16 protein-coding genes are annotated in these 21,989 nt (G+C 49.6%); 5 read left to right on the top strand and 11 right to left on the bottom strand.

Features of this window, described 5'->3' with window-relative positions; genetic code table 11:
- Window positions 1-118: 118 nt before the first annotated feature.
- Window positions 119-814: a bifunctional 2-polyprenyl-6-hydroxyphenol methylase/3-demethylubiquinol 3-O-methyltransferase UbiG gene (locus Q0R17_RS14335; RefSeq protein WP_293935974.1), complete on the bottom strand. Its 696-nt coding sequence runs from the start codon at window positions 812-814 to the stop codon at window positions 119-121.
- Window positions 815-894: 80 nt separating this feature from the next.
- On the opposite strand from Q0R17_RS14335, the gene Q0R17_RS14330 reads away from it, so the two are divergent.
- Window positions 895-2,823: a prolyl oligopeptidase family serine peptidase gene (locus tag Q0R17_RS14330; protein ID WP_293935973.1), complete on the top strand. Its 1,929-nt coding sequence runs from the start codon at window positions 895-897 to the stop codon at window positions 2,821-2,823.
- Between the two features lie 48 nt (window positions 2,824-2,871).
- Here Q0R17_RS14330 and Q0R17_RS14325 read toward each other — a convergent pair whose 3' ends face one another.
- The 6 genes from Q0R17_RS14325 to Q0R17_RS14300 form a co-directional block, all read right to left on the bottom strand.
- The gene (locus tag Q0R17_RS14325; RefSeq protein WP_293935972.1) at window positions 2,872-3,891 is read right to left on the bottom strand and encodes a S66 peptidase family protein; all 1,020 of its coding nucleotides are present in this window, start codon (window positions 3,889-3,891) and stop codon (window positions 2,872-2,874) included.
- Window positions 3,892-4,070: 179 nt separating this feature from the next.
- Window positions 4,071-6,107, bottom strand: a complete 2,037-nt coding sequence (locus Q0R17_RS14320; protein WP_293935971.1) for a M3 family metallopeptidase — start codon at window positions 6,105-6,107, stop codon at window positions 4,071-4,073.
- A 127-nt stretch (window positions 6,108-6,234) separates the two neighbouring features.
- The gene (locus tag Q0R17_RS14315) at window positions 6,235-7,281 is read right to left on the bottom strand and encodes a DUF1513 domain-containing protein (protein ID WP_293935970.1); all 1,047 of its coding nucleotides are present in this window, start codon (window positions 7,279-7,281) and stop codon (window positions 6,235-6,237) included.
- A gap of 177 nt (window positions 7,282-7,458) precedes the next feature.
- A complete protein-coding gene (locus Q0R17_RS14310) occupies window positions 7,459-8,439 on the bottom strand; it encodes an imelysin family protein (RefSeq protein ID WP_293935969.1) in 981 nt (326 codons plus the stop codon).
- A 375-nt stretch (window positions 8,440-8,814) separates the two neighbouring features.
- A complete protein-coding gene (locus Q0R17_RS14305; protein ID WP_293935968.1) occupies window positions 8,815-10,215 on the bottom strand; it encodes a di-heme oxidoredictase family protein in 1,401 nt (466 codons plus the stop codon).
- 307 nt (window positions 10,216-10,522) lie between these two features.
- Complete coding sequence (locus Q0R17_RS14300) at window positions 10,523-11,686, bottom strand: imelysin family protein (protein ID WP_293935967.1); 1,164 nt, start codon at window positions 11,684-11,686, stop codon at window positions 10,523-10,525.
- A 133-nt stretch (window positions 11,687-11,819) separates the two neighbouring features.
- Between Q0R17_RS14300 and Q0R17_RS14295 the strand changes: the two genes are divergently transcribed.
- A complete protein-coding gene (locus Q0R17_RS14295; protein WP_293935966.1) occupies window positions 11,820-12,353 on the top strand; it encodes a gamma carbonic anhydrase family protein in 534 nt (177 codons plus the stop codon).
- Between the two features lie 72 nt (window positions 12,354-12,425).
- On the opposite strand, the gene Q0R17_RS14290 is transcribed toward Q0R17_RS14295, so the two are convergent.
- A complete protein-coding gene (locus tag Q0R17_RS14290; protein WP_293935965.1) occupies window positions 12,426-14,048 on the bottom strand; it encodes a methyl-accepting chemotaxis protein in 1,623 nt (540 codons plus the stop codon).
- Window positions 14,049-14,366: 318 nt separating this feature from the next.
- Here Q0R17_RS14290 and zapE point away from each other — a divergent pair, with 318 nt between their 5' ends.
- Window positions 14,367-15,518: a cell division protein ZapE gene (gene zapE / locus Q0R17_RS14285; RefSeq protein ID WP_293935964.1), complete on the top strand. Its 1,152-nt coding sequence runs from the start codon at window positions 14,367-14,369 to the stop codon at window positions 15,516-15,518.
- Window positions 15,519-15,564: 46 nt separating this feature from the next.
- Here zapE and Q0R17_RS14280 read toward each other — a convergent pair whose 3' ends face one another.
- From Q0R17_RS14280 to Q0R17_RS14270, 3 genes are all read right to left on the bottom strand, one after another.
- Complete coding sequence (locus Q0R17_RS14280; protein ID WP_293935963.1) at window positions 15,565-16,485, bottom strand: lipase secretion chaperone; 921 nt, start codon at window positions 16,483-16,485, stop codon at window positions 15,565-15,567.
- Window positions 16,485-17,399, bottom strand: coding sequence for a triacylglycerol lipase (locus Q0R17_RS14275; RefSeq protein WP_293935962.1), 915 nt, complete (start codon window positions 17,397-17,399; stop codon window positions 16,485-16,487). Before Q0R17_RS14275 ends, Q0R17_RS14280 begins: the two co-directional genes overlap by 1 nt.
- Before the next feature lie 251 nt (window positions 17,400-17,650).
- Window positions 17,651-18,802, bottom strand: coding sequence for a benzoate/H(+) symporter BenE family transporter (locus Q0R17_RS14270; protein ID WP_293935961.1), 1,152 nt, complete (start codon window positions 18,800-18,802; stop codon window positions 17,651-17,653).
- Between the two features lie 347 nt (window positions 18,803-19,149).
- Between Q0R17_RS14270 and Q0R17_RS14265 the strand changes: the two genes are divergently transcribed.
- On the top strand, window positions 19,150-19,983 hold the full coding sequence (locus Q0R17_RS14265; protein ID WP_293935960.1) for a phytanoyl-CoA dioxygenase family protein: 834 nt from the start codon (window positions 19,150-19,152) through the stop codon (window positions 19,981-19,983).
- Between the two features lie 150 nt (window positions 19,984-20,133).
- Window positions 20,134-21,954: a translational GTPase TypA gene (gene typA / locus Q0R17_RS14260; RefSeq protein ID WP_293935959.1), complete on the top strand. Its 1,821-nt coding sequence runs from the start codon at window positions 20,134-20,136 to the stop codon at window positions 21,952-21,954.
- Window positions 21,955-21,989 lie beyond the last annotated feature (35 nt).

Genomic DNA, 21,989 nt, shown 5'->3' with positions numbered 1-21,989 from the left:
TATATTGGTTTGTGTGAGTATATCTTAGCTGATATATTTGTTTGGAATAAATGAATCAGGCTATTTTTAATAATTTGTTGTGTTGTGGCGACAGGCTGCTACTCAGCGCGGAAGTCTTTTAAGCGCGCCATACGCTTGCCAACCAAGGCTGTTGCTCACGGGGTAAGCCAGCAGGGCGGTAGTAGTGTTCTAGCTCGGTAAAGCCTGCTGCAATTAAATGACTTTGCCAAGTTGGCAAGTTGTAATAAGCGCCATAGCGTCCTTGATTCCAGCCTTCTTCATTATTGCCACGCGGGTTAGAGCAAAATAGCACGCCGCCGGTTTTTAGCGTGGCGTGCAGCTGTAGCAAAATGTGCGGTAGCGCTGCGCTGGGGATATGAAACAACACGGCATTGGCAAAGATGCCGTCAAAGCGGGCGTTGGGCAGATCGAGTGCTAAAAAATCCTGCAGCCAGACTTCGCAGCCGCTGTCAGCTTTGGCCATTTCAACAAAGCGTGCCGTGCCATCTAGGCCAATGGGCTTATGGCCAAGTGTGCTAAAGCGTTTTAAATCACGGCCTGGGCCACAGCCAAAATCTAAGATATCAAATGGCGCAGTGCCGCTGATATGGTGCAAAAGTGCGGTGATATTCTGGCTTACATCATGATCGGCCGTGCCTGCTTTAAATGCCTCGGCGTTGGCTTGGTAGTGGGCTAGTGTTTGCTGGCTAATCAGGTCTTGGCTCATATTGATCTCTGTTGGGAATAGCCGCAGTTGCCGAGGCTGGCATAATTCATTACCGTGGTCTGGGATTTTTCCAGCATGTTTAGTCATGTTGGTGTAATTAAAAGGAGTCTTGTTGTTTTGCTTCAGCGGGCAAGCGATAAGCGTGATGCAGAGACAGGGATAAAACAATGAAAAAAATAATCAGCAGTTTATTAGTATGTGGCTTCTTCACCAGCAGCGCCTTTGCCGCCGATTACGCTGGGCTGGGTGCTGATAGCATCAGCAAGGAAAACATAGAAGCATTTCGCCCTAAGCCGCTAGAGCCTAGTTTATCGCGGCGGATTCAAAGCATGCTGGATATTTCTAGCCCCAGTGCTGGCATGCTTAGCCCCGATGGCGCAAAGCTTTACTTTAGCTGGCGGGTTACGGGTGTAAGCCAAGTGTGGCGTTTGGATGGGCCTCAGCGTTTTCCGGTACAGATGACGGGCGGAGAAGATGCCACCCAAATTGCCGACATCAGCCCCGATGGACAGACTTTAGTGATTCAGCGTGATCGCAAAGGCGAAGAAAACCCTGGGCTGTATTTGCAGCCAGCGGGCGGCGGGGCGCTCAAAGAAATTCAGCATATTGCAGGCGTGCAAACCCGCTTTGCCTTTGTTTCGGATGATAATCAATATGTGTATTACAGCGCGAATGATAAGCAAAAAGACAGCTACACCATCTATCGCTACCACATCGCCAGCGCCACCAAACAAGTGGTGTTTGATCAGCCTGGCTTATGGAATATCGCGGATCAGCACCATGGACGGATTTTGCTAGAAAAAACCATTACCAATCTAGCGGCGGAATTTTATGAGCTGGCCGATGGCGAACTCAAACCTTTGTTTGGTCAGAATGAAAAAGAAGAATACAGAGCCGCCTATGGGGCAGGGCCGGATGAGCTGATTGTACAAACGTCTAAGTTTGGCAATTTCCGCCGCCTGTACCAATGGAAGGCGGGTCAGTTTAAGCCGGTTTCCCCTGAGATAAACTGGGATGTCAGCAGCTTTGAGCTCGATAAATCACGTCAGCATATTAGCTATAGCGTGAATGAGGCGGGTTATATCCGTAGCTTTGCCTTGGACGCCAGAAGCCTGCAGCCGATAAAATTGCCGCAGTTTAAAGGTAGCGATCATGTGTTGATTAGCGGCCACAGCCCAGATGGCCGCTATAGCCTGATCAGCGTAGAAACCGCCACTTCGCCAAGGCTGAGCTATCGCTATGAATGGAGCACCGGCAAGCTGGTGCAGTGGCAGCAGGCCATGAGCCCAGAAGTTGATACGCAGCGCTTTGCCAAGGCCAGTTTAGAAAGCTATCCCGCCAGAGACGGCACTAAAATCCCGATGTTTGTACGCCGCCCAGCACAATGCGCAACCATGGTTTGCCCCGTAGTCGTGCATTTCCATGGCGGGCCGGAAGGGCAAACTAAGGCAGGCTTCTCGCCGGTGGCGCAGCTGTATGTGGATGCGGGGTTTATTTTTGCCGAGCCTAATGTGCGTGGCTCGGATGGCTATGGCAAAGCATGGTTGGCGATGGACGACGGGCCCAAACGGCTACAAGTGGTGAGCGATATCGAAGACGCCTCGCGCTATATGCGCAGCCAGTGGGCTAAAAATGGCCAAGTGCCTAAGATCGGCATTATCGGCGGCAGCTACGGCGGCTATTCCACCTTGGCAGGTATGACCATGTTTGCAGGCGCTTACGATGCGGGCGTGTCTACCGTGGGCATTTCAAACTTTATGAGCTTCTTGCAAAACACCGCCCCTTATCGCCGTGCGCTGCGTATTGCCGAGTATGGCGATCCGGTGAAAGATCATGAGGCACTGATCCAGCTTTCACCGATTAACCACATCGATAAACTAATCGCCCCGCTGATGCTCATCCAAGGCGTGTCCGACCCGCGTGTGCCGGTGGGTGAAGCGCTGCAAATGTACCAAGCCGCGCAAAAACGCAATGTCCCCGCCGAGCTAATGCTCTTCGCCGACGAAGGCCACGGCGCCGCCAAACGCGAAAACCGCGTGTACTCGATTGGGCATACGATTCGGTTTTTGGAGACGTATTTAAAACCACAGCAGTAAGTTGATTTGCGGTGAAGTGCATATAGGTTTACGTGCAAACGGGCTGATTTAATCAGCCCGTTTTATTTCGCTGCTTACGCAAGCGCTGAGCATCCTTACCGTTTTTGCATTTGCATCGATTTCTATTTGCGAGCCAATAACCATGGTTAACATGGGGTGGGTATGGCTGCAATCAAATTCGGCAATGATTGGTATGGTGGGCGTGCCTATTATTTCTAATAAAATATCCTGTGGTGTGCGTGGCCCTTTAAATAACTCGTGCTTGCCTAATAAAATACCGCCTACTTTCTCAAAGATGCCCTGCAATTTTAAAAATGCAAATAAACGCTCCATGGTTGCCGCATCTTTTAAGGAGTCCTCAATTAATAAAATATCACCCTGCTGAATTTCAGGCATATAGGGCGAGCCCCAAATAGCCAACATGGTATTTAAATTTCCGCCAATTAAACGGCCACGTGCTTTACCGCTATTTAACGTCTGCCATTGATTGGCTTGTGTTGCTTTGGCATAGCTTTGCTCTTCCCATGGGATATAGTTTTCTGTCCATTGAGGAGGAAGGGGAAAACTGTGTGGATAAGGCGTTTGATCGCTAACCATATCCAAGAAGTAGCTAAAGGTTTGGTCAACTAAGGGGGGGAATTCACCTAGTGATGCAACAAGGGCTGGGCCATAAAAAGTAGGGATTTGAGTTTTGGCATAGATGGCCAGCAAGATGGCGGTGGCATCTGAATAGCCTACAATAATTTTAGGGTCTGCAATAAAAGCATCGTAATCAATATAGGGCAGGATGGAATTAGAATTGCTGCCACCGATGGTAGACATAATACAGCGAACGTTTGGGTCTCTAATCAGGGTGTTTAATTCATCGGCTCTGGCTTGAATACTGCCAGAGCGATAGCTTGCTTCTTTACCTGTTAGGCTGCCCGGTTTTAATAAATAGCCGCAGCTAATTAAATAATTCTGCGCGCGTTTATAGCGAGAGGGTGCAAAAAAAGTAGCAGGGGATGAAGGCGAGAAGAAACCAATAGTTTCACCTTTTTTTAATGAATGGGCTAATTGCTTTTTCATCAAATAAACACTTAAATAGGAGATTATTTTAATGATAAAGAAGAGGGCGTTTATTGGCTAGCGTTTAGCTTATTTTAAACCACAAAGAGCACAGTATTTACAGAGTGTTTTTAGGCTTGCTCTGTAAATGCTGTGCTCTGTATGTGACTGAAGGTTTAGCTGCTTATTTGCGGATCCCTTTAAACACTCAATCCATTATGCCTCAGCAAGGCCGCCACTTCTGGTTTGCGGCCACGGAAGGCGATGAAGGAATCGATGGCTGGGCGGCTGCCGCCTTTTGCCAATATTTCGGCACGAAAGCGCGCGCCGGTTACTGGGTCGAGGATGGCTTGGCCCGCTGCGGCGGCTTCTTCAAAGGCGGAATATGCGTCGGCAGACAGCACTTCGGCCCATTTATAGCTGTAATAACCTGCTGCATAGCCACCGGCAAAAATATGGCTAAAGGTGTTGTACCAGCGGTTGTAATCGGGAGCGACGGGGGTTTCAAACTCGGCGACCAGTGCGGCATTGTGTGCGGCGGCGTCGACTACATCTGCGTTGGCGTGTAGGCCCATATCAAATAAAGACAGTAAAACTTGGCGCACCATGCCGCTGCCGCTCATAAAGTTTTTGGCGGCTAGCATTTTATCGAATAGTGCGCGCGGCAGTGGCTCGCCGCTGTCTACATGGCGGGTTAAATCGGGCAGAACTTGCCATTCCCAGCAGAAGTTTTCCATAAACTGGCTAGGCAGCTCTACTGCATCCCACTCCACGCCATTGATGCCGGATACGCCGGATTCGTCGACTTCGGTTAAGAGGTGATGCAGGGCGTGGCCAAACTCGTGGAACAATGTGATTACATCGTCGTGGGTAAGCAGTGCAGGCTTGCCGTCCACTCCGCGCGCGAAGTTACACACCACCAGCGCCACTGGGTTTTGCAGCGACGCACTTTTACGGCTACGTGAAAGCACATCGTTCATCCACGCGCCGCCTTGCTTGCCGGTGCGGGCGTAAAGATCCAGATATAGGCCACCTACAGCACTACCGTCCATATTTTGCAGGGCGTAGTAGTTTACATCGGGGTGCCAGACCGGCGCATCGGCTTTAACAAAGCGTAGGCTGTAGAGCGTTTCGATCACTTTAAATAGGCCTGCAAGCACTGCGTCTTCGGTAAAGTAGGCTTTGACTTCTTGGGCAGAGAAAGCGTATTTCGCTTCGGATAGTTTTTCTGCCGCATAGCCGTAATCCCAAACGGCCAGCTCGTTTAGCCCTAGTTGTTCTTTGGCAAAGGTTTTTAGCTCGGTACGATCTTTGGCTGCAAACGGCTTAGCACCGTGACCTAAATTACGCAAGAATTCGGCGACTTGGGCAGGGGTATCGGCCATTTTGGTGGCGAGTGATTCTTCGCTGTAGTTATTGAAACCTAGCAACTGAGCGGCTTCAGAGCGTAGCGCGTGAATGCGGCTAATCAGTGGGCCGTTATCGCGCTCGGCGGGGCCAAATTCTGCGGCGCGGGTTACGTTGGCGTGATAAACCGTTTCACGCAATGAGCGATTGCTACAAAACTGCATTACTGGGCCTTGGCTAGGCTGTTTAAGTGTGACTTTGTAGCCGGTTCTGCCATCTGCCTCGGCGGCAGATTTAGCGGCAGACAGCCAGTCTTGCGGCAGGCCATCCAGCTCGGCGATGTCTTCAAGATAGAGCGCCCACTCATCGGTGGCATCCATCACGTTTTGGCCAAATTTAACCGTTAGCTCTGAAAGCTCTTCAGATATTTTGGCAAAGCGTTGTTTTTGCGCGTCTGCTAGCTCCGCACCAGAGAGGCGGAAATCACGTAGTGTGTCTTCAATGATGGTTTTTTTAGCTGAGTTGTAAGTTGCGAATTCGCTGCTGGCTGCAATGAGCTTGTATTGCGCATACAGCCGCTCGTTTTGGCCCAGCTCGGTATAAAAATTAGAGATGCGGGCGATATTAGCGTTGTAAACATCGCGCAGCTCAGGGGTAGTCACCACGCTTTCTAAGTGAGCCACCACGCCCCATGCAAGGCCCAATTTATTGAGCGCTTCATCCAACGGCTCTACAAAGCTTTCCCAGCTTGGGTTCTGGGCTTGTTCGGCCGCCGTGACGGCAGTTGCACTGCTGGCCAGCAGAGTATCGAGCGCTGGGTTGATGTGTGTCGGTTTAACGCTTGGGTAATCAGGCAGTTTGCCGGTCAGATCGAGAAGTGGATTGCTCATGCAGCTGGCTCACGTATTTAGAATGGTATAGAGGCTAAATGCGCGCGATGGCGCGTAATTCAAGGTGGGTGCTTGCAAAACTCTCGGACGATGAGATGTGATCGTTAGTGTAAATCAGTAAGTTTCTTCAAGCCAAAATCAAATGATTGTCCCATTTTATGTTGGGGTAGCTGGCAAGAGGGGTAAGCTTGCCGTTGTGCGGGTCTAGCTGGGTGATTACGCCCAGCTCGGTGCTGATCAGTGCTTTGCCCTGCCATGCGGCAATGCCTGCAGGGCGGAGCAGGCCGTATTGTTGGGTGGCGCGGCCGTTTGTATCCCATAGCGCAAGGGCGTTGCCCTCCAATGCGCTTACAATAAACTGATTGCCCACCGCCGCGATACTGGCTGCATAGCCACCTAGGCCGGGCAGGGTTTGGGCAAGGCTGAATTGGCCGTCTTTTAAAATAGCCAGCAGCGGAGCGTCGTCCACGCTGCTCCCTGTGCTGGATTCGGCCTGAATGGCGATGCCCAGCGTGCCGTCCTCGGCTAATGCCAGATGGCGCAGGCTGAGTGAGGGATCCGGCAGGATGTGCTGGCTGCGTTTTTTGCCGGAAGGCCAGTCGAGCAGCACGATGCTGGGCTCCATGCTGGCCAGATTAAGCTTATTACGGCCGCTTTGTGGCAGGGTTAGAATGCCGCCGTTGGCAATCGCCAGCGTTTGTTCATCAATAAATATCAGCTCGTGCGGGCCGATGCCGTGGCTGGGAAGCTCGCCCAATCTTTGCAGCGTGGCCGGATGATAAATGCCGATCAGGCCTTGGCCTGTTTGAATATTGTTTTCACTGGCGAGCAGTTGTTTGCCATCTGGGCTGAGTACGGCGTGGCCAAAGAAGTGGCGTTCGGGGGCGGCGGCAAGCTGCCGGACGATTTCACCACTTTGCCAATTGACGCGCATCATCCAATAGCCAGGCCGACGCGCGATCACAATCGCTTCAGAGGCGGATACCGGAATAATGCCGTGGCCTCGGCTAGGCGTGGCTACCGTGGCTCCGGCTACAGAGCCAAAGGATTTATCCCAGCGTGCCGCCAGTAAAGTCGGTACAGGGCCTAGCGTATCTTCACCTTTGGCAAAAACAGGCAAAGCCAGTAAGGCTAGGCTTTGTAGAAAGCGGCGTCGGGATGGATCAGTGCGCATTGTAAGCTCGCTTATATAGAGGGTGCAGCGTACTTGGCGCTCATTCTTAAACCACAGAGAACCACAGCGTTTCACAGAGGGAAAATATGTCAAACATAGCGAATTTCTCTGTGATTCTCAGTGCTCTTTGTGTTCTCTGTGGTTCAGGGTTTGGCTCGGGCTCGGATTCTAGCGGAGTCAATCCCCATCCGATTCAGATAAACCCAGTGTCAGGTCGAGCGCTTCGGCCACATCGGTTTCTATGCTGCGTTTGAGTTCTTTAATGCTAGCCAGATAATTGCTGCGTGCTGCTTTGGCGGCAGGGCTGTCAAAGGCTTCTGGTATGGCAGCCTGTGCGGTTTTGGCATTAGCGATGGCAGTTTTTACTTTAGCGATCACTTCGGGTTTGTCGGCCAGTAGCAGGGTAATGCCGCCGCTTGGGCTAAAGAGCGTGCTAGCGACGGTATTGAGGACGGCCACTGAGCTGGCTTTGCCCGTGCCACTGCGCCACTCGGCAAAGGCTTCGCGTTTGGCTTCTTTGGGCAGGCGTTTGGCTTGGCTGTCCAGCGCGCCTAGCATCAGATTTAGTGTTTCTGGCAGTAAATTTTGGCGGAAAAACGGGTTTTCTGCGCCCAGCTGCTGGTGATAGTTCTGCCAACCTGCGTTAAGTAAGCTCACATCGCTGACAATACGCTCGCTAATGCCCACTAGATAAAGGCAGCGATCTTGCGCTTTGAGTTTGGCTAGCTGGGCCCTGGGCTCTTGATTGCCCCAGAGCAGATATTCGGCGGCGGGTAGGCCACGTGCGCCTACATTACGCTCATCCAAACCCTTAGGAATCATGTCCTCGATGTCGGCTTCACGCGTTGGCCAAAAATCAATCTTGCGGCCCGTTCTTTCCAGCACAATGGGCCCGCCTGGCGCAGCATCCATGGCGTGCCAGGCTAGGGCGGCTTGCTTCCAAGTATTGCGGGTGGTGGCCAGGCTTTTTTCATTGGGCGCGGCACAAAAGGCCTTGCTTTGCGTGGCAAAGGCATCGCTGGCGGCAAGCAATATTTTGTGCCGTGGCAGGTAAGCTTCCTCTAGCCAGCGCACGCTGAATTCTGGCGTGGGGATGGTTGGCTCGGCGTGAACGAGAGGGCTGAGCAGGGCGGTGCTTAGAATAAGGGCGAGTTTCATGTGGTGTTTTTAGTGGTTCGGCATGTTGTGGCCCTATATGCATCACTCATTGTCATGATTAAATGCCGCTTTGGAGAGGCATGTTTTCTTAGGGCGGGTGCAATCCCATCTGCGCAAACTAAAACCTTAACTGAGTATGAAATAGCGCTAAACCTTGAGCACAGAGGTAGTGAGAGCACAGAGGACACGGAGAAAGACTCAAAAAAGGGCCTTATTATTCTCTGTGAAACTCTGTGGGTCTCTGTGTTCTTTGTGGTTTGAGGTTTAACCCGCTAATTCATATCCTTATTTTTTGCTTGCACCCGCCATACATGATTTGCATGGCAATGTATTAGTGTGCCTATAGGGTACGGTATGCCGTTCCTCTACCTATGTTTAGAGTGATTGCAAAAACTTCAGCAGCATATCTCGGTCTGCTTTAGATAGTTTCAATACGGCTTGCTTGGCGTTTTCTGCCTCGCCCCCATGCCAAAGTACGGCTTCCACCAGATTGCGGGCGCGGCCATCGTGCAGATATTGGCTATGCTCGTTCACGGCAGGCACCAAGCCTAAGCCCCAAAGCGGCGGTGTTTTCCATTGCTTGCCATTGGCTAAGCCATCTGGGCGGCCATCGGCTAAGCCATCTCCCATGTCATGGATCAGTAAGTCGGTATAGGGCCAGATTTTTTGTCCAGATAAGACCGGCACGGCTTTAAAGTGAGCGGTGGTATAGCTTGCTGTATGGCAGCTGACACAGTTGCTTTCTTTAAATACCTGTTTGCCACGCAAAACATCAGGGTTTTGCGGATCACGGCGCGATGGGACGGCTAGAGTGCGGCTGTATAAAATTACTTTATCGAGTATCTTTTCGCTGATTTCTGGCTTGCCACCATTGGGCGCGTGTAAGCAATCTTTTTGCACCGGCATGCATTCTTCTTTTGGAAAATGCTTAGAAGTGATGCCGATATCGCCGTTAAATGCACCCGCAGATTGATGAGCTACGGTGGCAACATTGGCTTTCCAGCCAAAGCGGCCCAGCATGGTTTTGCCTGAATATACGTCGCTTACATAGTTGGGCTTGCCTTTAATGCCCAACCCTTCGGCTTTTTGACGGGCAGCATTGGCTAGAATATCCTTTTCGCTGATGGCTTCCAGTAAGCCAAGTCCGATCATTTGCGGGGCAACACGTGGGGACATCATCAGCTTAGAATGGGTTTTTCCATAAGCTAAATCACCGAGTGTGTAAGTGGGCGCGCGCAGGCTGTATGGCTCGCCGTCAGCAAATTGCCCTGCTATTTCACGGTAAGTGATATTGACTTTGCCTTCAGGCTTTACCCCTTCAACCGCATCATTATTAAACTGGCCACCATAGCGTGGGTCTGGCTTGTTGCCAGGAATAGACAGCCTCAGTAGCAAGGAGAGCGGCTGCTCATCTTGCAGGCCATTAGTAAAATTGGGCGGTGAGCCACGGCCGTCTTCGGTATGACAGGCCCCACAGGATCTGGCTACAAAGTGCGGGCCAAGGCCATCTCGGGCGGTGGTGGAGGATGGCGCGGCTACCCAAGGCTTCTTAAAAAAGGAGTTACCGACAGCAAAGTCAGTTTTTTGTTGCTCTGTAAGGGCGGGTGCATCTAGCGAAAAGGCATTACGGCCATGATCGTCAGCCGTTGCAGCCACGCCGCCAGGGCGATCTTCGCCTTCCTCAAATAGGGCGAGCGGGCTGGTGCCATAAGCAATGGCGGCAGAGGCAAGAAGGGCCGAGCTGAGTAGAGCAAGGCGAAGCGATATTTTTATCATGGAGCAGGCCTTGAATGGCAAAGGCCCTGCCACGATTATCGTGAGCAGGGCTGTTTATTACGAATGCGTGCCGTTTTATCCGTCCTAGAAGTGAATGATCTAGCCGGCATTAACGTCTTTATTTAAAACGCCATATATAGGGTGGGCAAAGCGGTTTACCTTGCCACCCTATGCGCATCAATTTAAACCGTGCCATGAAAAAATACGGCTTTTGCAACAAGATGAATTTTTTGGCATATGGCCTACATTGATGCATACGTGAGCATAAAACTTGCCCACCTGAATAAGGCGTACTTTTGGCTAAGTTCTAAGGCTGCTTGGTCGTTAAACGCTTAACGCCCAGTGTTTCAGCTGCGGCGACTAGATCTTTACCCTGTTTTTTTAAGGAATCGATCACGGCTTGCACGCGTTTGCGCCCTGGAGCGTCTTTTTTGCCGATGATTTCTTGGTCAAAAGGCGCTTGGATTTCATTGGCCAGCTTTAAGCTTTGTGCAATATCGGCGCTTACTAAGTCAGCAATGGCTGGGTTTTTTTGCGCAACTAGCGTTTTAAAGCTTGCGCCTTCCAGTGTTTTGCCGTCTTTGCCGGTATAGCGGCCTTCCCATACGTTTTGCATGCCGACGATATCGCCGATGATGTCGCGGTGGGTGTTATCAGAGAAGCAGGAGTGCTCGTCTTCTTGATTTTGCGTATCCATTGCGACTTCCATGCGCTGGCCTGCTAGCTCGCCACGGGTTAGTACGCCAAGGCCGGTTAGGGCTTTTTTCAGGCTTTCTTTATCGCCAGCAACAAAGCGCTGACGATAGTTTTGTTCTGCAGGTGCCCATTGCTTAGCCACGTATTCCAGATCTTCGATTAGCATCTCGTTTGCTAATTTCATGTAAAGGCGGCGGCGGTCTGCATTGGCGGTTTTGCCATCTATAAAATCTGTAAACTTACGATCACCTGGGCCCTTAGCGTTAAAGTCTTGGCCCCAGAGCAAAAATTCAATCGCGTGCCAGCCAGTGGAGACGTTTTCTTCGCCGCCTTTTTCATTCAGTGATTTCAGTTTTTCTTTGGTAATGGCCACTTTAGGATTGTTGATAATCCCTGCTTTGGCTTTACCTTTTACATAATCAATATAGCTTTCATCGATTGGCCAAGCATTGATACGGCCCTCTGGCCCTTGCGCATCATCAATCGGGCCGGAGTAGAAGCGGTAAGCTTCGGTAGGCAGGTAAAACTCACGGGCAGATAGCCAAGCTTTGCGGGCGCTTGCAAGGCTTTCTGCGCTAGGGGCGGCTAAAAACGCATCAATCACGGCGCTCATTTCACGTGCAGCGGCAATGCTATCGCTATAGCTTGCGTGCACAATGCTTGAGTATTGTTCGAGTGCGGCGCTGGTTGTAATGTCTGCCGCTTGGGATGCTAGGGGTGTCAGCAGTAGACCGGTCGTCATGGCGGCGCACAGAACGCGATTGAATCGTTTCATTGAATACTCTCAAGCACTTGTAAAAGGCAGATGATAATGATTCTTATGGCATATGCAATAGATTATTGAGGATAGCTAAGTAAAAGCAAGGTAGCTATCGCTTACAATAGATTTTTTAAAAGGATTTAAAGTCATGGCAATTGGCGTATTTGATGGCATTAAACCAGTCGTAGCAGAGGGTGCTTGGGTACATGAATCGGCACAGGTGATAGGTGAAGTTAGCTTGGGAGAGTGTGCTTCGGTGTGGCCGGGCGCGGTAATTCGTGGGGATGTGAACGCAATTAGCATTGGCAAAGATAGCAATGTGCAAGACTGTGCGGTGTTGCACGTTAGCCACAAACGTGCGGATGATCCACTAGGCGCGCCCTTGGTGATCGGCGAGCGCGTCACCATTGGCCACGGTGTGATGTTGCATGGTTGCACTATTGGTAATGAGTGTTTGATAGGTATGGGCACGATTGTGCTAGATAGAGTGGTGATCCAAGATCGTGTGATGATTGGGGCCGGTTCATTAGTGCCGCCAAATCGTGTTTTAGAATCAGGTTGGCTGTATATGGGCCGCCCAGCAGAGAAAAAGCGCCTGCTTACTGAGGCAGAGCTTGCCAACTTTAATTACTCTGCGGCGCATTATGTGCGTTTGATGGCTAAGTATCGAGATGCAAAATAAGGGCGGTTTACTCCAGCCAGATCGAACTGAATAAAGGCGGGAGGGGCGGTGCAGTGCGCCCCTTGCTGCTGATTAGCTTAGGCGGAACCGCGTAACTGATGCGCTGAGCTGCTTAGCCATATCGTCCAGCCCAACAATGGATGAGGCCATGCTGCGCACTGCAACCGCGTTTTCTTCGGTCATTTGGGCTATTTTCTCAACATTTAAGGCTAAATCGCGTGCGGCGGTGCGCTGTTCTTGCATTTGATCGGTGATGTTCGTTACCGAGCTAATCACGTCATGGCTACTATTATCGATTTTAAGAATGCTCTCTCTGGCTTGATTGGTGAGCGTTAAACCATCCCCTACGCGCTTATGCCCATTTTGCATGCTGCCAATTGCATCGTGTGCGCCTTGCTGAATGGCACTGACCATCGCGGTGATTTGCGCTGCAGATGAGGTGGTACGCTCAGCGAGCTTTCTGACTTCATCGGCGACTACGGCAAAGCCACGGCCTTGCTCACCGGCTCTGGCCGCTTCAATTGCAGCATTGAGCGCTAATAAATTTGTTTGATCGGCTACTTCACGAATCACCACAACAATGCTGCCGATTTCTTCAATTTGCTTACCTAGGCCTTCAATTTTTTCAGAGGCATTGCCAACATCTTTGGCGATCTCTTCCATCTCTTTGGCTGCTGATTGCACGTCGTTACTGCCCGATTGAGCCAATGCTCCTGCTTCAGAAGCTTGGCTGCTTACGTCTTCGGTGTTGGAGGCCACTTGATCCATGCTGGTGCTCATTTGCTCAACTGCTGCGGCCATTGAGCTAGCGGATGCGGTTTGTTGATCTGTGCTTACTGATACTTGTTGTGATGCCGAGGCTAATTCTCTGGCAGCGGCTGAAACCGCGTGCGAGTTATCCATCATCATTTGAATAATCGCACGCAGACTGCCATGCATTTTTTTGATGTCATTTTGTAATGTGCCAATTTCATCATTGTGAATGGTAATATTTTGCCAATTGTAAGAAAGATCACCATTGGCAATTTCTTTGGCCACTGCTGCAACTTGTGTCAGTGGTTTAGTAATTAGATTCGCAATATAAAATGCCATAAATAGGCCCAATATGATGGCAATTATACTAGCGCTAATCAAAACTGATTTGGCAGAGGTATAGCTAGCATAGGCTGATTCTTTATTTTTCTGCATTAAACCTTCTTGAAAAACGGCCATTTCATCGAGTGCTTTAATATAAGCATTGTTATTAGGTGCCACTTGGGTTTTTATAAATGCCCAAGCTTGAGTGGAGTCATTTGCTATTTTTTGAAACTCATCAAGTTTAGTACCTAAATTTTTCTCCGCTTGACTCATTTTTTCAAATAGCTCGCGCCCCTTAGTGGTGGTAATTCTTTTATCTAAGTCTTGTAGTTTTTCAACTGTTTTTTTACGGTTTTCATTTATCTTACTGAGGGCTTTTTCGTCATCTTCTTTATCAGGGGAGAGTGCTATATTGCGTACCTGCCTGCCGTTGTCGAGAGATAAATTCATTAAATCGTTGGATAGCGCAATCTTGGGGTAGCGATCTTCTATTAGGTCGCGCATAGCATCATCGATTTGCCCCATGCTTTTTAAGCTTAGGATTGCCATGATGGCCAGCAGAACTAAAACCACGGCAAAACCAATAAATAGTTTGCCTCTAACACTGATGTTATGCATGAGAAAGTCCTTTAACTAATATGTTGAGCTTAACGTCATCAATAAGGCCGATAAGCGCAATCGCACACTTATCATCAGTAACGAAAGCTTTGCTAGTAGCTACAGCCGTTATAGTGAGTTGTAAGGTGTAAATGGTAGAGGCGTGCTTGCGATTGTCATTTTTTCCTGCTCGGCGGCTGGAGTAGGTTTTTGTGTCTTGCTTGGAGCTGGGAGGGCTTATTCAGAGAGGGAAAGAAATGCAAGTTTGGGGCTCATAAAAATAGGGAAAAGTGCTTGCTGGCTTTATAATTGAGGCTTGTTACTCGAAAGGCTTTAGTAATGTCTCTACACGTTATTGCCCCGCCAACGCAAGGAACTAGCCCTAAGGTTTGGTATGCTGGCCTTAGCACCAGCCCAAGCTTTATTCCAGATCCTGCTCAGGCCGAGGCGATTGATCGCCTAGATGCGCTTTATCATCAATTGATCTTCTTTAAAACCAAGCGTAGCCGCTTGTTTGGTAAGTCTTTGCTGCCGCAGCCAGATTTACCACGCGGCTTGTATTTTTGGGGTGGCGTGGGGCGGGGCAAAAGTTTTTTGATGGATGCGTTTTATGCTGCTCTGCCTTATAAGCGTAAGAAACGGCTGCACTTTCATCAGTTTATGCAAGAAGTTCATCATGAATTGCGTCAGCTAAAAGGGGAGACAGACCCTTTAGCAGCTGTAGCGACAAAAATTGCTAAATCAGTGCGTGTGCTGTGTTTTGATGAGTTTCATGTCTCAGATATTGCCGACGCGATGATTTTGGGGCGGCTGATGGAGCATTTATTTAAGCGCGGCGTAGTGCTGGTCACCACTTCTAATTACCCGCCTGATGGCTTGTACCCCAATGGTTTGCAGCGCAGTAATTTTTTGCCAACTACTGCCCTGCTCAATAACACGCTAGATGTGTTTAATTTGGATGGGGGAAATGATTACCGCATGCGCACTCTTACCCAAGCTAGAACCTATCTTACCCCTAATACGGCAGAGAGCGTTGGCGAGCTAGATAGTCTGTTTTCGGCTATGGCCACCAGTAAAGACGGTGCGCCGCAGCTTAAAATAGAAGGGCGCACCATTAAGGCCAAACGGGTGGCGGCAGGAGTGGTGTGGTTTGATTTTTTTACAATTTGCGGTGATGCACGCGGGCAAGCAGATTATTTGCAAATTGCACATAGCTATCATACGGTGATGGTGTCGGATATCCCAAAGTTGGCGGGTCATCAGGCTGCTGAGGCAAGGCGGTTTACTTGGCTGGTGGATGTATTTTATGACCACCGCGTTAAGTTGATTATCTCAGCCGCAGTGCCCGTGGACTCGCTGTACCAAGAAGGTGTGCAAGCGAGCGAGTTTTTTCGCACCGCTAGCCGTTTAACCGAGATGCAATCTGAGGAATACCTTGCCCTGCCACACCAATCCATTGAAGCGCAATTAACAGGCATTGCAGAGACGTGATTTGTGGCGGCTTACGCTTCTTAGCCTAAGCCGCCATGTGGTCGTTTTATTCAAATGCGCCTAAGCGCTTTTGCTCTAGTGGACTAAAGTTGGCATCACGTAGCTTTTGGATGGCGGTGTTTTGCTCGGTATTTGGCAAAGCATGGATGGCATTGGCTTTAGCAATAAGATAGCGATCAATTTTGGCCTGCCACTGGTTTTCTTCTTGGTCTAAGGCGGCTAGCCGATCCGCAGCCTGCTCCCCCACGCTAGCGCTTCTTAGTGCATGTAGTTGGTTTGCTGTTGCACCCTGTGATTTTGCGGATTGAATATTTGCGGCCAAGCTTAAATGCGCAATCAGGCCCGCACGTGCTTGTTGCTCAGCGGGGCTTAATTTTGCATCAAGCGCGGCTTGTTTTTGCGCTTTTTGCGTGGCATTGAGTTGGGTATCTTGATTAATCACTAAGCGATCCAAAAGCAGCTCGTCTTGTTGATCTTCATCGGCAAATAAAGCAGCAATCTCAGCTCGGTTAAAAAATCGGCTGCGGGTGTTTTGGATGGCAGCAAGCCGTAAACGCATGGTGGCAATACTTTGTCCGGCGATGGCTGGGTTGTTGGCGAGCTCGCTTAAAGCGCGTTTAAATTGAATATATTGCGCCAAGATTCGCTTGGCTTCTTTGGCGGCAACGGGTTTGAGTTCACGGTCTAAATCTTGGCCGATTTGCGCCATGATGTCGGAGAGGGAGCGCTCACCAACGGTGGCCAAGTAATAATCAAAACGGCGCAGCAAGGCCTGGTTAAGTTGTAGCTCCCCCTTAGCGGGCTCTATATCGCCATCGGGTAAAGTGCCAAATAATGAGGGAGCAAAGTTGGGCTTTGCTTGAATGGCTGCGACCGGGGCGGCTGCCGGTGCTGGCTTGAGTGACCAAGCCGCAGCAGCCACCAAAATTACGGTGGCCGCCATCGCCGCAAAAATCCAACGCAGCATTACAAACCTGCGTTCTTTAAACGATTGGCGTGCTGCCTAAATACACTAACGGGATTGGTCTCAAATAAGCTAACAATCCCAATAAATTGATTGATCTCATCTAAGTGATTCATGCGGTAATCATCACGAAGCACTTGGCCTAAATGGCTAGAGCAGGATGAAACCAAGCCATCGTTTTTTTCTTTAAATGCCAATGAAGTTAACCCCATCGCGGCATCGCTGATATCAAAAATATTGGTGAGTGGGCTGGCGCCGCTCCAAGAGTAATAGCGCACGCCATTGACTTGATAGGCACCTTCATTGCAACTGCCTGCTGGTAGGCCTTCGGGGAATTTAGCATTGAATTTGGCCGCGCCTGCTGTGGTCAGCGAATCGAGGGCTGCATTTGAGCTTTGTGGCAGATTACCATCCTGTGAGGCAAGCCCAATCAGCTTAGCCAGCCCATCGGCAATGAGCACGGCAACGCTTTCATTGACTGAGCCTGGTGCAGCTACTTTTCTAACCACATCTGCGACGGTAGAGCCTTTATTGACCCCCGCAATATTGGTTACCGATGCAATTAGATCGGGCCGCACCGATGCCACATAGCGAGTTGTAGGGCCACCATGGCTATGACCGATGAGGTTGACTTTGCTAGCTCCTGTAATGGCTAAAATTTGCTTTACCTGCGCCAATAATTGTTCCCCCCTTAGCTCGCTAGAATTGGTGGCAGAAACTTGTGCAACGTAGACTTTTGCGCCATCCGCCTGTAGGGCTTGTGGCACTTTATAAAAGTAATCAACGCCTAGCACTTGATCAAAACCAAATAGACCATGGACTAAAACAATTGGGTAGCGGGTCTGTGTGTAGCCTGTGGCCATGACTGGTGCGGCTAGGGATATAAATAATACAAAGCATTTTAGAAAATATTTCATTCCAAATTCCTCATGGCTTTTTATAAAACGTATGGAGCGGTGTGGCGCTCCTTGTTTAGCCAATCAAACACGTGTTTGATTTGGCTTACATACGTCGTAGCTCATTTGTGGAATGAATCCCATTTTAAACAGCGTTTATTTTTGTAAGGAAATTCCCCTAGGTATTGTTTTACGGGTTTGAAATGAGCTTAGTAGATCTAGATAAAGCTGATTTTTGAGGTGTAAAACAGCCTAGCAAGGCTGCTGTCGGCTTAGGTAGATAAAATCATGCTGGCGATGGCCCCGGCAATCAGCCCCCAAAATGCTGGGCCAATTCCCATTAAGGAAACACCAGATAGGGTGACTAAAAAAGTAATGATGGCTGGTTCACGAAATTTTTCATGGCTCATTGCCATGTTTAAACTATTGGCAATGGTGCCAAGCAGGGCAAGACCTGCAATCGCCAATACAAGAGCCTTTGGAAAGGCTGTAAATAGCGCCCCAATCGTGGCGCCAAATAGCCCGAGTAATAAATAAAAACATCCGGCGGCAATGCTGGCTTTATAGCGCTGGGCTGGGTCTTCGTGCGCTTCTTTACCCATGCAAATCGCTGCGGTAATGGCCGCCAAATTAAGCGAGAAACAACCAAATGGCGCAAGCAGTAGAGTCGTTAGCCCTGTCCATGTCAGTAGTGGAGAAACCGGTGTGTTGTAGCCATTGGCGCGAATCACTGCCACACCCGCCATATTTTGTGAGGCCATCGTCACCACAAACAGTGGGATGCCGATGCTAAGCATGGTTTGCCAATTAAAAATGGGCATCATCCATTCTGGCTTGGCTAAAGCCAACTTAAGCCCTTGTAGGTGCAATAAATCTTGAGTGGATGCAATCCCTATTCCAAGCGCTAATACCAGCATGATGGCATAACGGGGCCAAAGTCTTTTGCAGATTAAATAGGCGGTAAACATGCTGAAGACGAGCACAAACTGGCCTTGCATTTCCGTAAAAATATTGATGCCAAACCTTGCTAAAACTCCGGCGAGCATGGCTGCTGCAATGGGCAATGGAATCCGCCCCATGATGCGTTCAAACCAGCCAGTGATGCCGCAGAGCGTAATCAGGACGGCGCAAAACATAAACGCGGCAATGGCTTCCCCCATGGGTACGCCTGCCAAGCTGCCAGCCAGTAATGCCGCGCCAGGGGTAGACCAAGCGGTGACGACGGGATCTTTATAGCGTAGCGATAAGCCAATACAGCTTAAACCCATGCCCAGCCCTAAGGCCCACATCCAAGAAGCTAGCTGCCCAGCCGTAGCTCCTGCACTACTTGCCGCCTGAAACACAATCGCTGCCGAACTGGTATAGCCAACCAAAACGGTGATAAAGCCAGCGGCCAATAAAGAAAGGGAGACAAATTTATTCATGGGCTAGGCTCGGTAAGGGGCGAGTTTTTGATCATGCCTCTTACATGGCAGCTTGGCTAGCTACACCTTAAATGGGGAAAAGAGGGTACGGATTGATGGTGGCTGAAGTGGGGGCAAGTTTCTATCCTCGCTTTGGAGGGAGATAAATATAGGGGATAATTTGGGCGTAAACAGCACATTGATAACGGCTGGCTGGCGGCTGAGATGCTTATAAATAAAGAAAATTGCAGGGTGTAAGATCTGTTTTAGAAGAAGATCTTGACCAAAAGGGCTGAGCTTGTAAGGGATTTCCAAGGTATGAAATGCACGGCTAAGGCAAGACGGGGCCAAATAGGGACTGTTACAATTTGACTTTATCTGCCGGAGTAACGGTCTTGCTTGCCCAATTTTGCCTGCCCATTGATTTAGCCTCGCTATATACGCGCTTCAAAGCGGATGGCGTCGTCGTTTTGCGTGGCTTTGTTGCACTGGAGCGAGTCAATCAAATTCGCAAGGTGGCGATGGATGCCGTCGCTCAGCGTATTCCTCCTTTTGAGCTGGAAGCGGAGCTGGGTTATCCAGGAGCACCCACTTCTACTGCAGATATAGGTGGTGGCACGATCCGGCGTTTAAGAAATATGGCAGGGCGAGATCCAATATTTGCCGAGTGGGCAGGGGATTTAGCACTACTCACTATTATAAGTAGCTTGTTGGATACGCCACAGATCACCCTTACCCAAGCGCATCACAATAGTTTAATGAGTAAGCAGCCCAGCTTTAGTAGCGATACGCGCTGGCACCGCGATGTACGCTACTGGTGCTTTAGTCGCCCAGAATTGGTTTCTGCGTGGTTGGCTTTGGGGGATGAAACCACAGAAAACGGTGGCTTGGGCTTTGTACCAGGATCACATCGAGTTGATTTTCCAAGCGATGCTTATGATAAAAATGAATTTCTAATGGCCGATCACCCTAAAGCGGCATCTTGGGTGGCTCAGGCACAATTTCCTTCTTTGGCCGCAGGCGATGTGGTGCTGTTTGATGCTCGCACCTTTCATGCAGCAAGCCGTAATCGCACTGCACAGACCAAATATTCTTTGGTTTATAGCTATCACGCCAGCAGCAATACACCCCTCGCGGATACCCGCTCATCCAGTCAAGCGGGATTGATGTTTGAGCTAGTAAGAACTACGGCTACTGCTTAATTTAGAATAATTGGTAGTCGATTGCCGGTTTGGGATGGCCAGTAATCAACTGATTTTTAATAATTATTTCCTAAGGTGAAGGAACTTAGTAGCACGTGGCACTTCGCGTGGTACAATCGCGCACTTTTTTACAAATCTGCAGCCCAGACAATGACAACCCGCGCCATTCGTAATATTGCAATTATTGCCCACGTTGACCACGGTAAGACTACCCTCGTTGACAAACTCCTCCGCCAGTCCGGCACTTTCCGCGATAACCAACAGGTTACAGAACGCGTGATGGACAGTAATGATATCGAAAAAGAGCGCGGTATCACTATTTTGGCTAAGAACACCTCCCTTCAATACGAAGGCTATCATATCAACATCGTAGACACTCCAGGTCACGCCGATTTCGGTGGTGAAGTAGAGCGCGTGTTGGGCATGGTTGATGGTGTATTGCTGCTGGTTGACGCGGTTGATGGCCCAATGCCACAAACCCGTTTCGTGACCAAAAAAGCATTGGCTTTGGGTCTGAAACCTATTGTTGTGATTAACAAAATCGACCGCCCTGGTGCGCGTCCGGATTGGGTTGTAGACCAAACTTTCGATTTATTCGACAAGCTAGGCGCAACTGATGAACAGCTCGATTTCCCAGTGATCTACGCATCTGCGCTAAATGGCTACGCTAAGCTCGAACTTGAAGCTGAGTCCGATACCATGCGTCCATTGCTTGATACTGTGCTGACTCATGTTCAAGCCCCAGTTGGCGATCCAGATGCACCGTTGCAGTTACAAATTTCTGCACTGGATTACTCTACTTACACCGGTCGTCTTGGGGTAGGTCGCGTCTTGAATGGCCGTATCAAGCCAGGTCAAGCCGTTGTAGTCATGAACCACGATGATCAAGTTGGCCAAGGCCGTATCAATCAAGTGCTGGGTTTCCAAGGTTTGGAACGCGTAGCGGTTGAAGAAGCACAAGCTGGCGACATCGTTATTATTTCTGGTTTAGATGAGATCGGTATCGGTGTAACCATCTGTGATAAAGACTTGCCAGTAGGCGTACCGATGTTAACCATCGATGAGCCAACACTGACTATGGACTTTATGGTGAACACTTCACCATTAGCGGGCACTGAAGGTAAATTCGTTACTAGCCGTCAGATCCGTGATCGCCTGACTAAAGAACTGCTGATCAATGTGGCTCTGCGTGTAGAAGACACTGAAGATGCAGATATTTTCCGTGTTTCAGGTCGTGGTGAATTACATCTGACTATTCTGCTAGAAAACATGCGCCGTGAAGGCTTTGAAATGGCCGTGGCTAAACCACGTGTTGTTTACAAAGAAATCAATGGTGTGAAGTGCGAGCCATACGAAAACCTATCTATCGATCTTGAAGATGAACATCAAGGTGGCGTGATGGAAGAAATTGGTCGCCGCCGTGGTGAGCTGACCAATATGGAATCTGACGGTCAAGGCCGTACTCGTCTGGAATACCATATTCCAGCACGTGGTTTGATTGGGTTCCAAGGCGATTTCATGACTATGACTCGTGGTACTGGCTTGATCGGTCACGTATTTGACGACTACGCTCCAGCTAAGGCTGATATGCCAGGTCGCCATAACGGCGTATTGGTTTCACAAGAAAACGGCGAAGCAGTTGCCTACGCACTGTGGAAGCTGGAAGACCGCGGTCGTATGTTTGTAGCCCCAGGCGACAAACTGTACGAAGGTATGGTTATCGGTATTCACACTCGTGATAACGACTTGGTGGTTAACCCAGTTAAGGGTAAGCAACTGACCAACGTTCGCGCATCCGGTACGGATGAAGCCGTTCGTTTGACAACAGCGATCAAAATGACGTTGGAATCAGCAGTTGAGTTTATTGATGATGATGAATTGGTTGAAATTACACCAACCAGCATCCGTATCCGTAAGCGTTACTTAAACGAAACAGATCGTCGTCGTCATTTCAAAGCAAAAACACACTAAGCTTTGCTTGAATGATTGCAATAAAACACCCCGCC

Source organism: Iodobacter sp. (assembly GCF_025352645.1).
Lineage (GTDB): Bacteria > Pseudomonadota > Gammaproteobacteria > Burkholderiales > Chitinibacteraceae > Iodobacter.
The sequence above is the reverse complement of the archived record's forward strand: the minus strand, read 5'-3'. Positions and strand labels throughout refer to the sequence as shown.

Coding starts and splice junctions, on each gene's coding strand:
- Q0R17_RS14335 (WP_293935974.1), bottom strand. CDS start 814: ATGACTAAACATGCTGGAAAAATCCCAGACCACGGTAATGAATTATGC.
- Q0R17_RS14330 (WP_293935973.1), top strand. CDS start 895: ATGAAAAAAATAATCAGCAGTTTATTAGTATGTGGCTTCTTCACCAGC.
- Q0R17_RS14325 (WP_293935972.1), bottom strand. CDS start 3,891: ATGAAAAAGCAATTAGCCCATTCATTAAAAAAAGGTGAAACTATTGGT.
- Q0R17_RS14320 (WP_293935971.1), bottom strand. CDS start 6,107: ATGAGCAATCCACTTCTCGATCTGACCGGCAAACTGCCTGATTACCCA.
- Q0R17_RS14315 (WP_293935970.1), bottom strand. CDS start 7,281: ATGCGCACTGATCCATCCCGACGCCGCTTTCTACAAAGCCTAGCCTTA.
- Q0R17_RS14310 (WP_293935969.1), bottom strand. CDS start 8,439: ATGAAACTCGCCCTTATTCTAAGCACCGCCCTGCTCAGCCCTCTCGTT.
- Q0R17_RS14305 (WP_293935968.1), bottom strand. CDS start 10,215: ATGATAAAAATATCGCTTCGCCTTGCTCTACTCAGCTCGGCCCTTCTT.
- Q0R17_RS14300 (WP_293935967.1), bottom strand. CDS start 11,686: ATGAAACGATTCAATCGCGTTCTGTGCGCCGCCATGACGACCGGTCTA.
- Q0R17_RS14295 (WP_293935966.1), top strand. CDS start 11,820: ATGGCAATTGGCGTATTTGATGGCATTAAACCAGTCGTAGCAGAGGGT.
- Q0R17_RS14290 (WP_293935965.1), bottom strand. CDS start 14,048: ATGCATAACATCAGTGTTAGAGGCAAACTATTTATTGGTTTTGCCGTG.
- zapE (WP_293935964.1), top strand. CDS start 14,367: ATGTCTCTACACGTTATTGCCCCGCCAACGCAAGGAACTAGCCCTAAG.
- Q0R17_RS14280 (WP_293935963.1), bottom strand. CDS start 16,485: ATGCTGCGTTGGATTTTTGCGGCGATGGCGGCCACCGTAATTTTGGTG.
- Q0R17_RS14275 (WP_293935962.1), bottom strand. CDS start 17,399: ATGAAATATTTTCTAAAATGCTTTGTATTATTTATATCCCTAGCCGCA.
- Q0R17_RS14270 (WP_293935961.1), bottom strand. CDS start 18,802: ATGAATAAATTTGTCTCCCTTTCTTTATTGGCCGCTGGCTTTATCACC.
- typA (WP_293935959.1), top strand. CDS start 20,134: ATGACAACCCGCGCCATTCGTAATATTGCAATTATTGCCCACGTTGAC.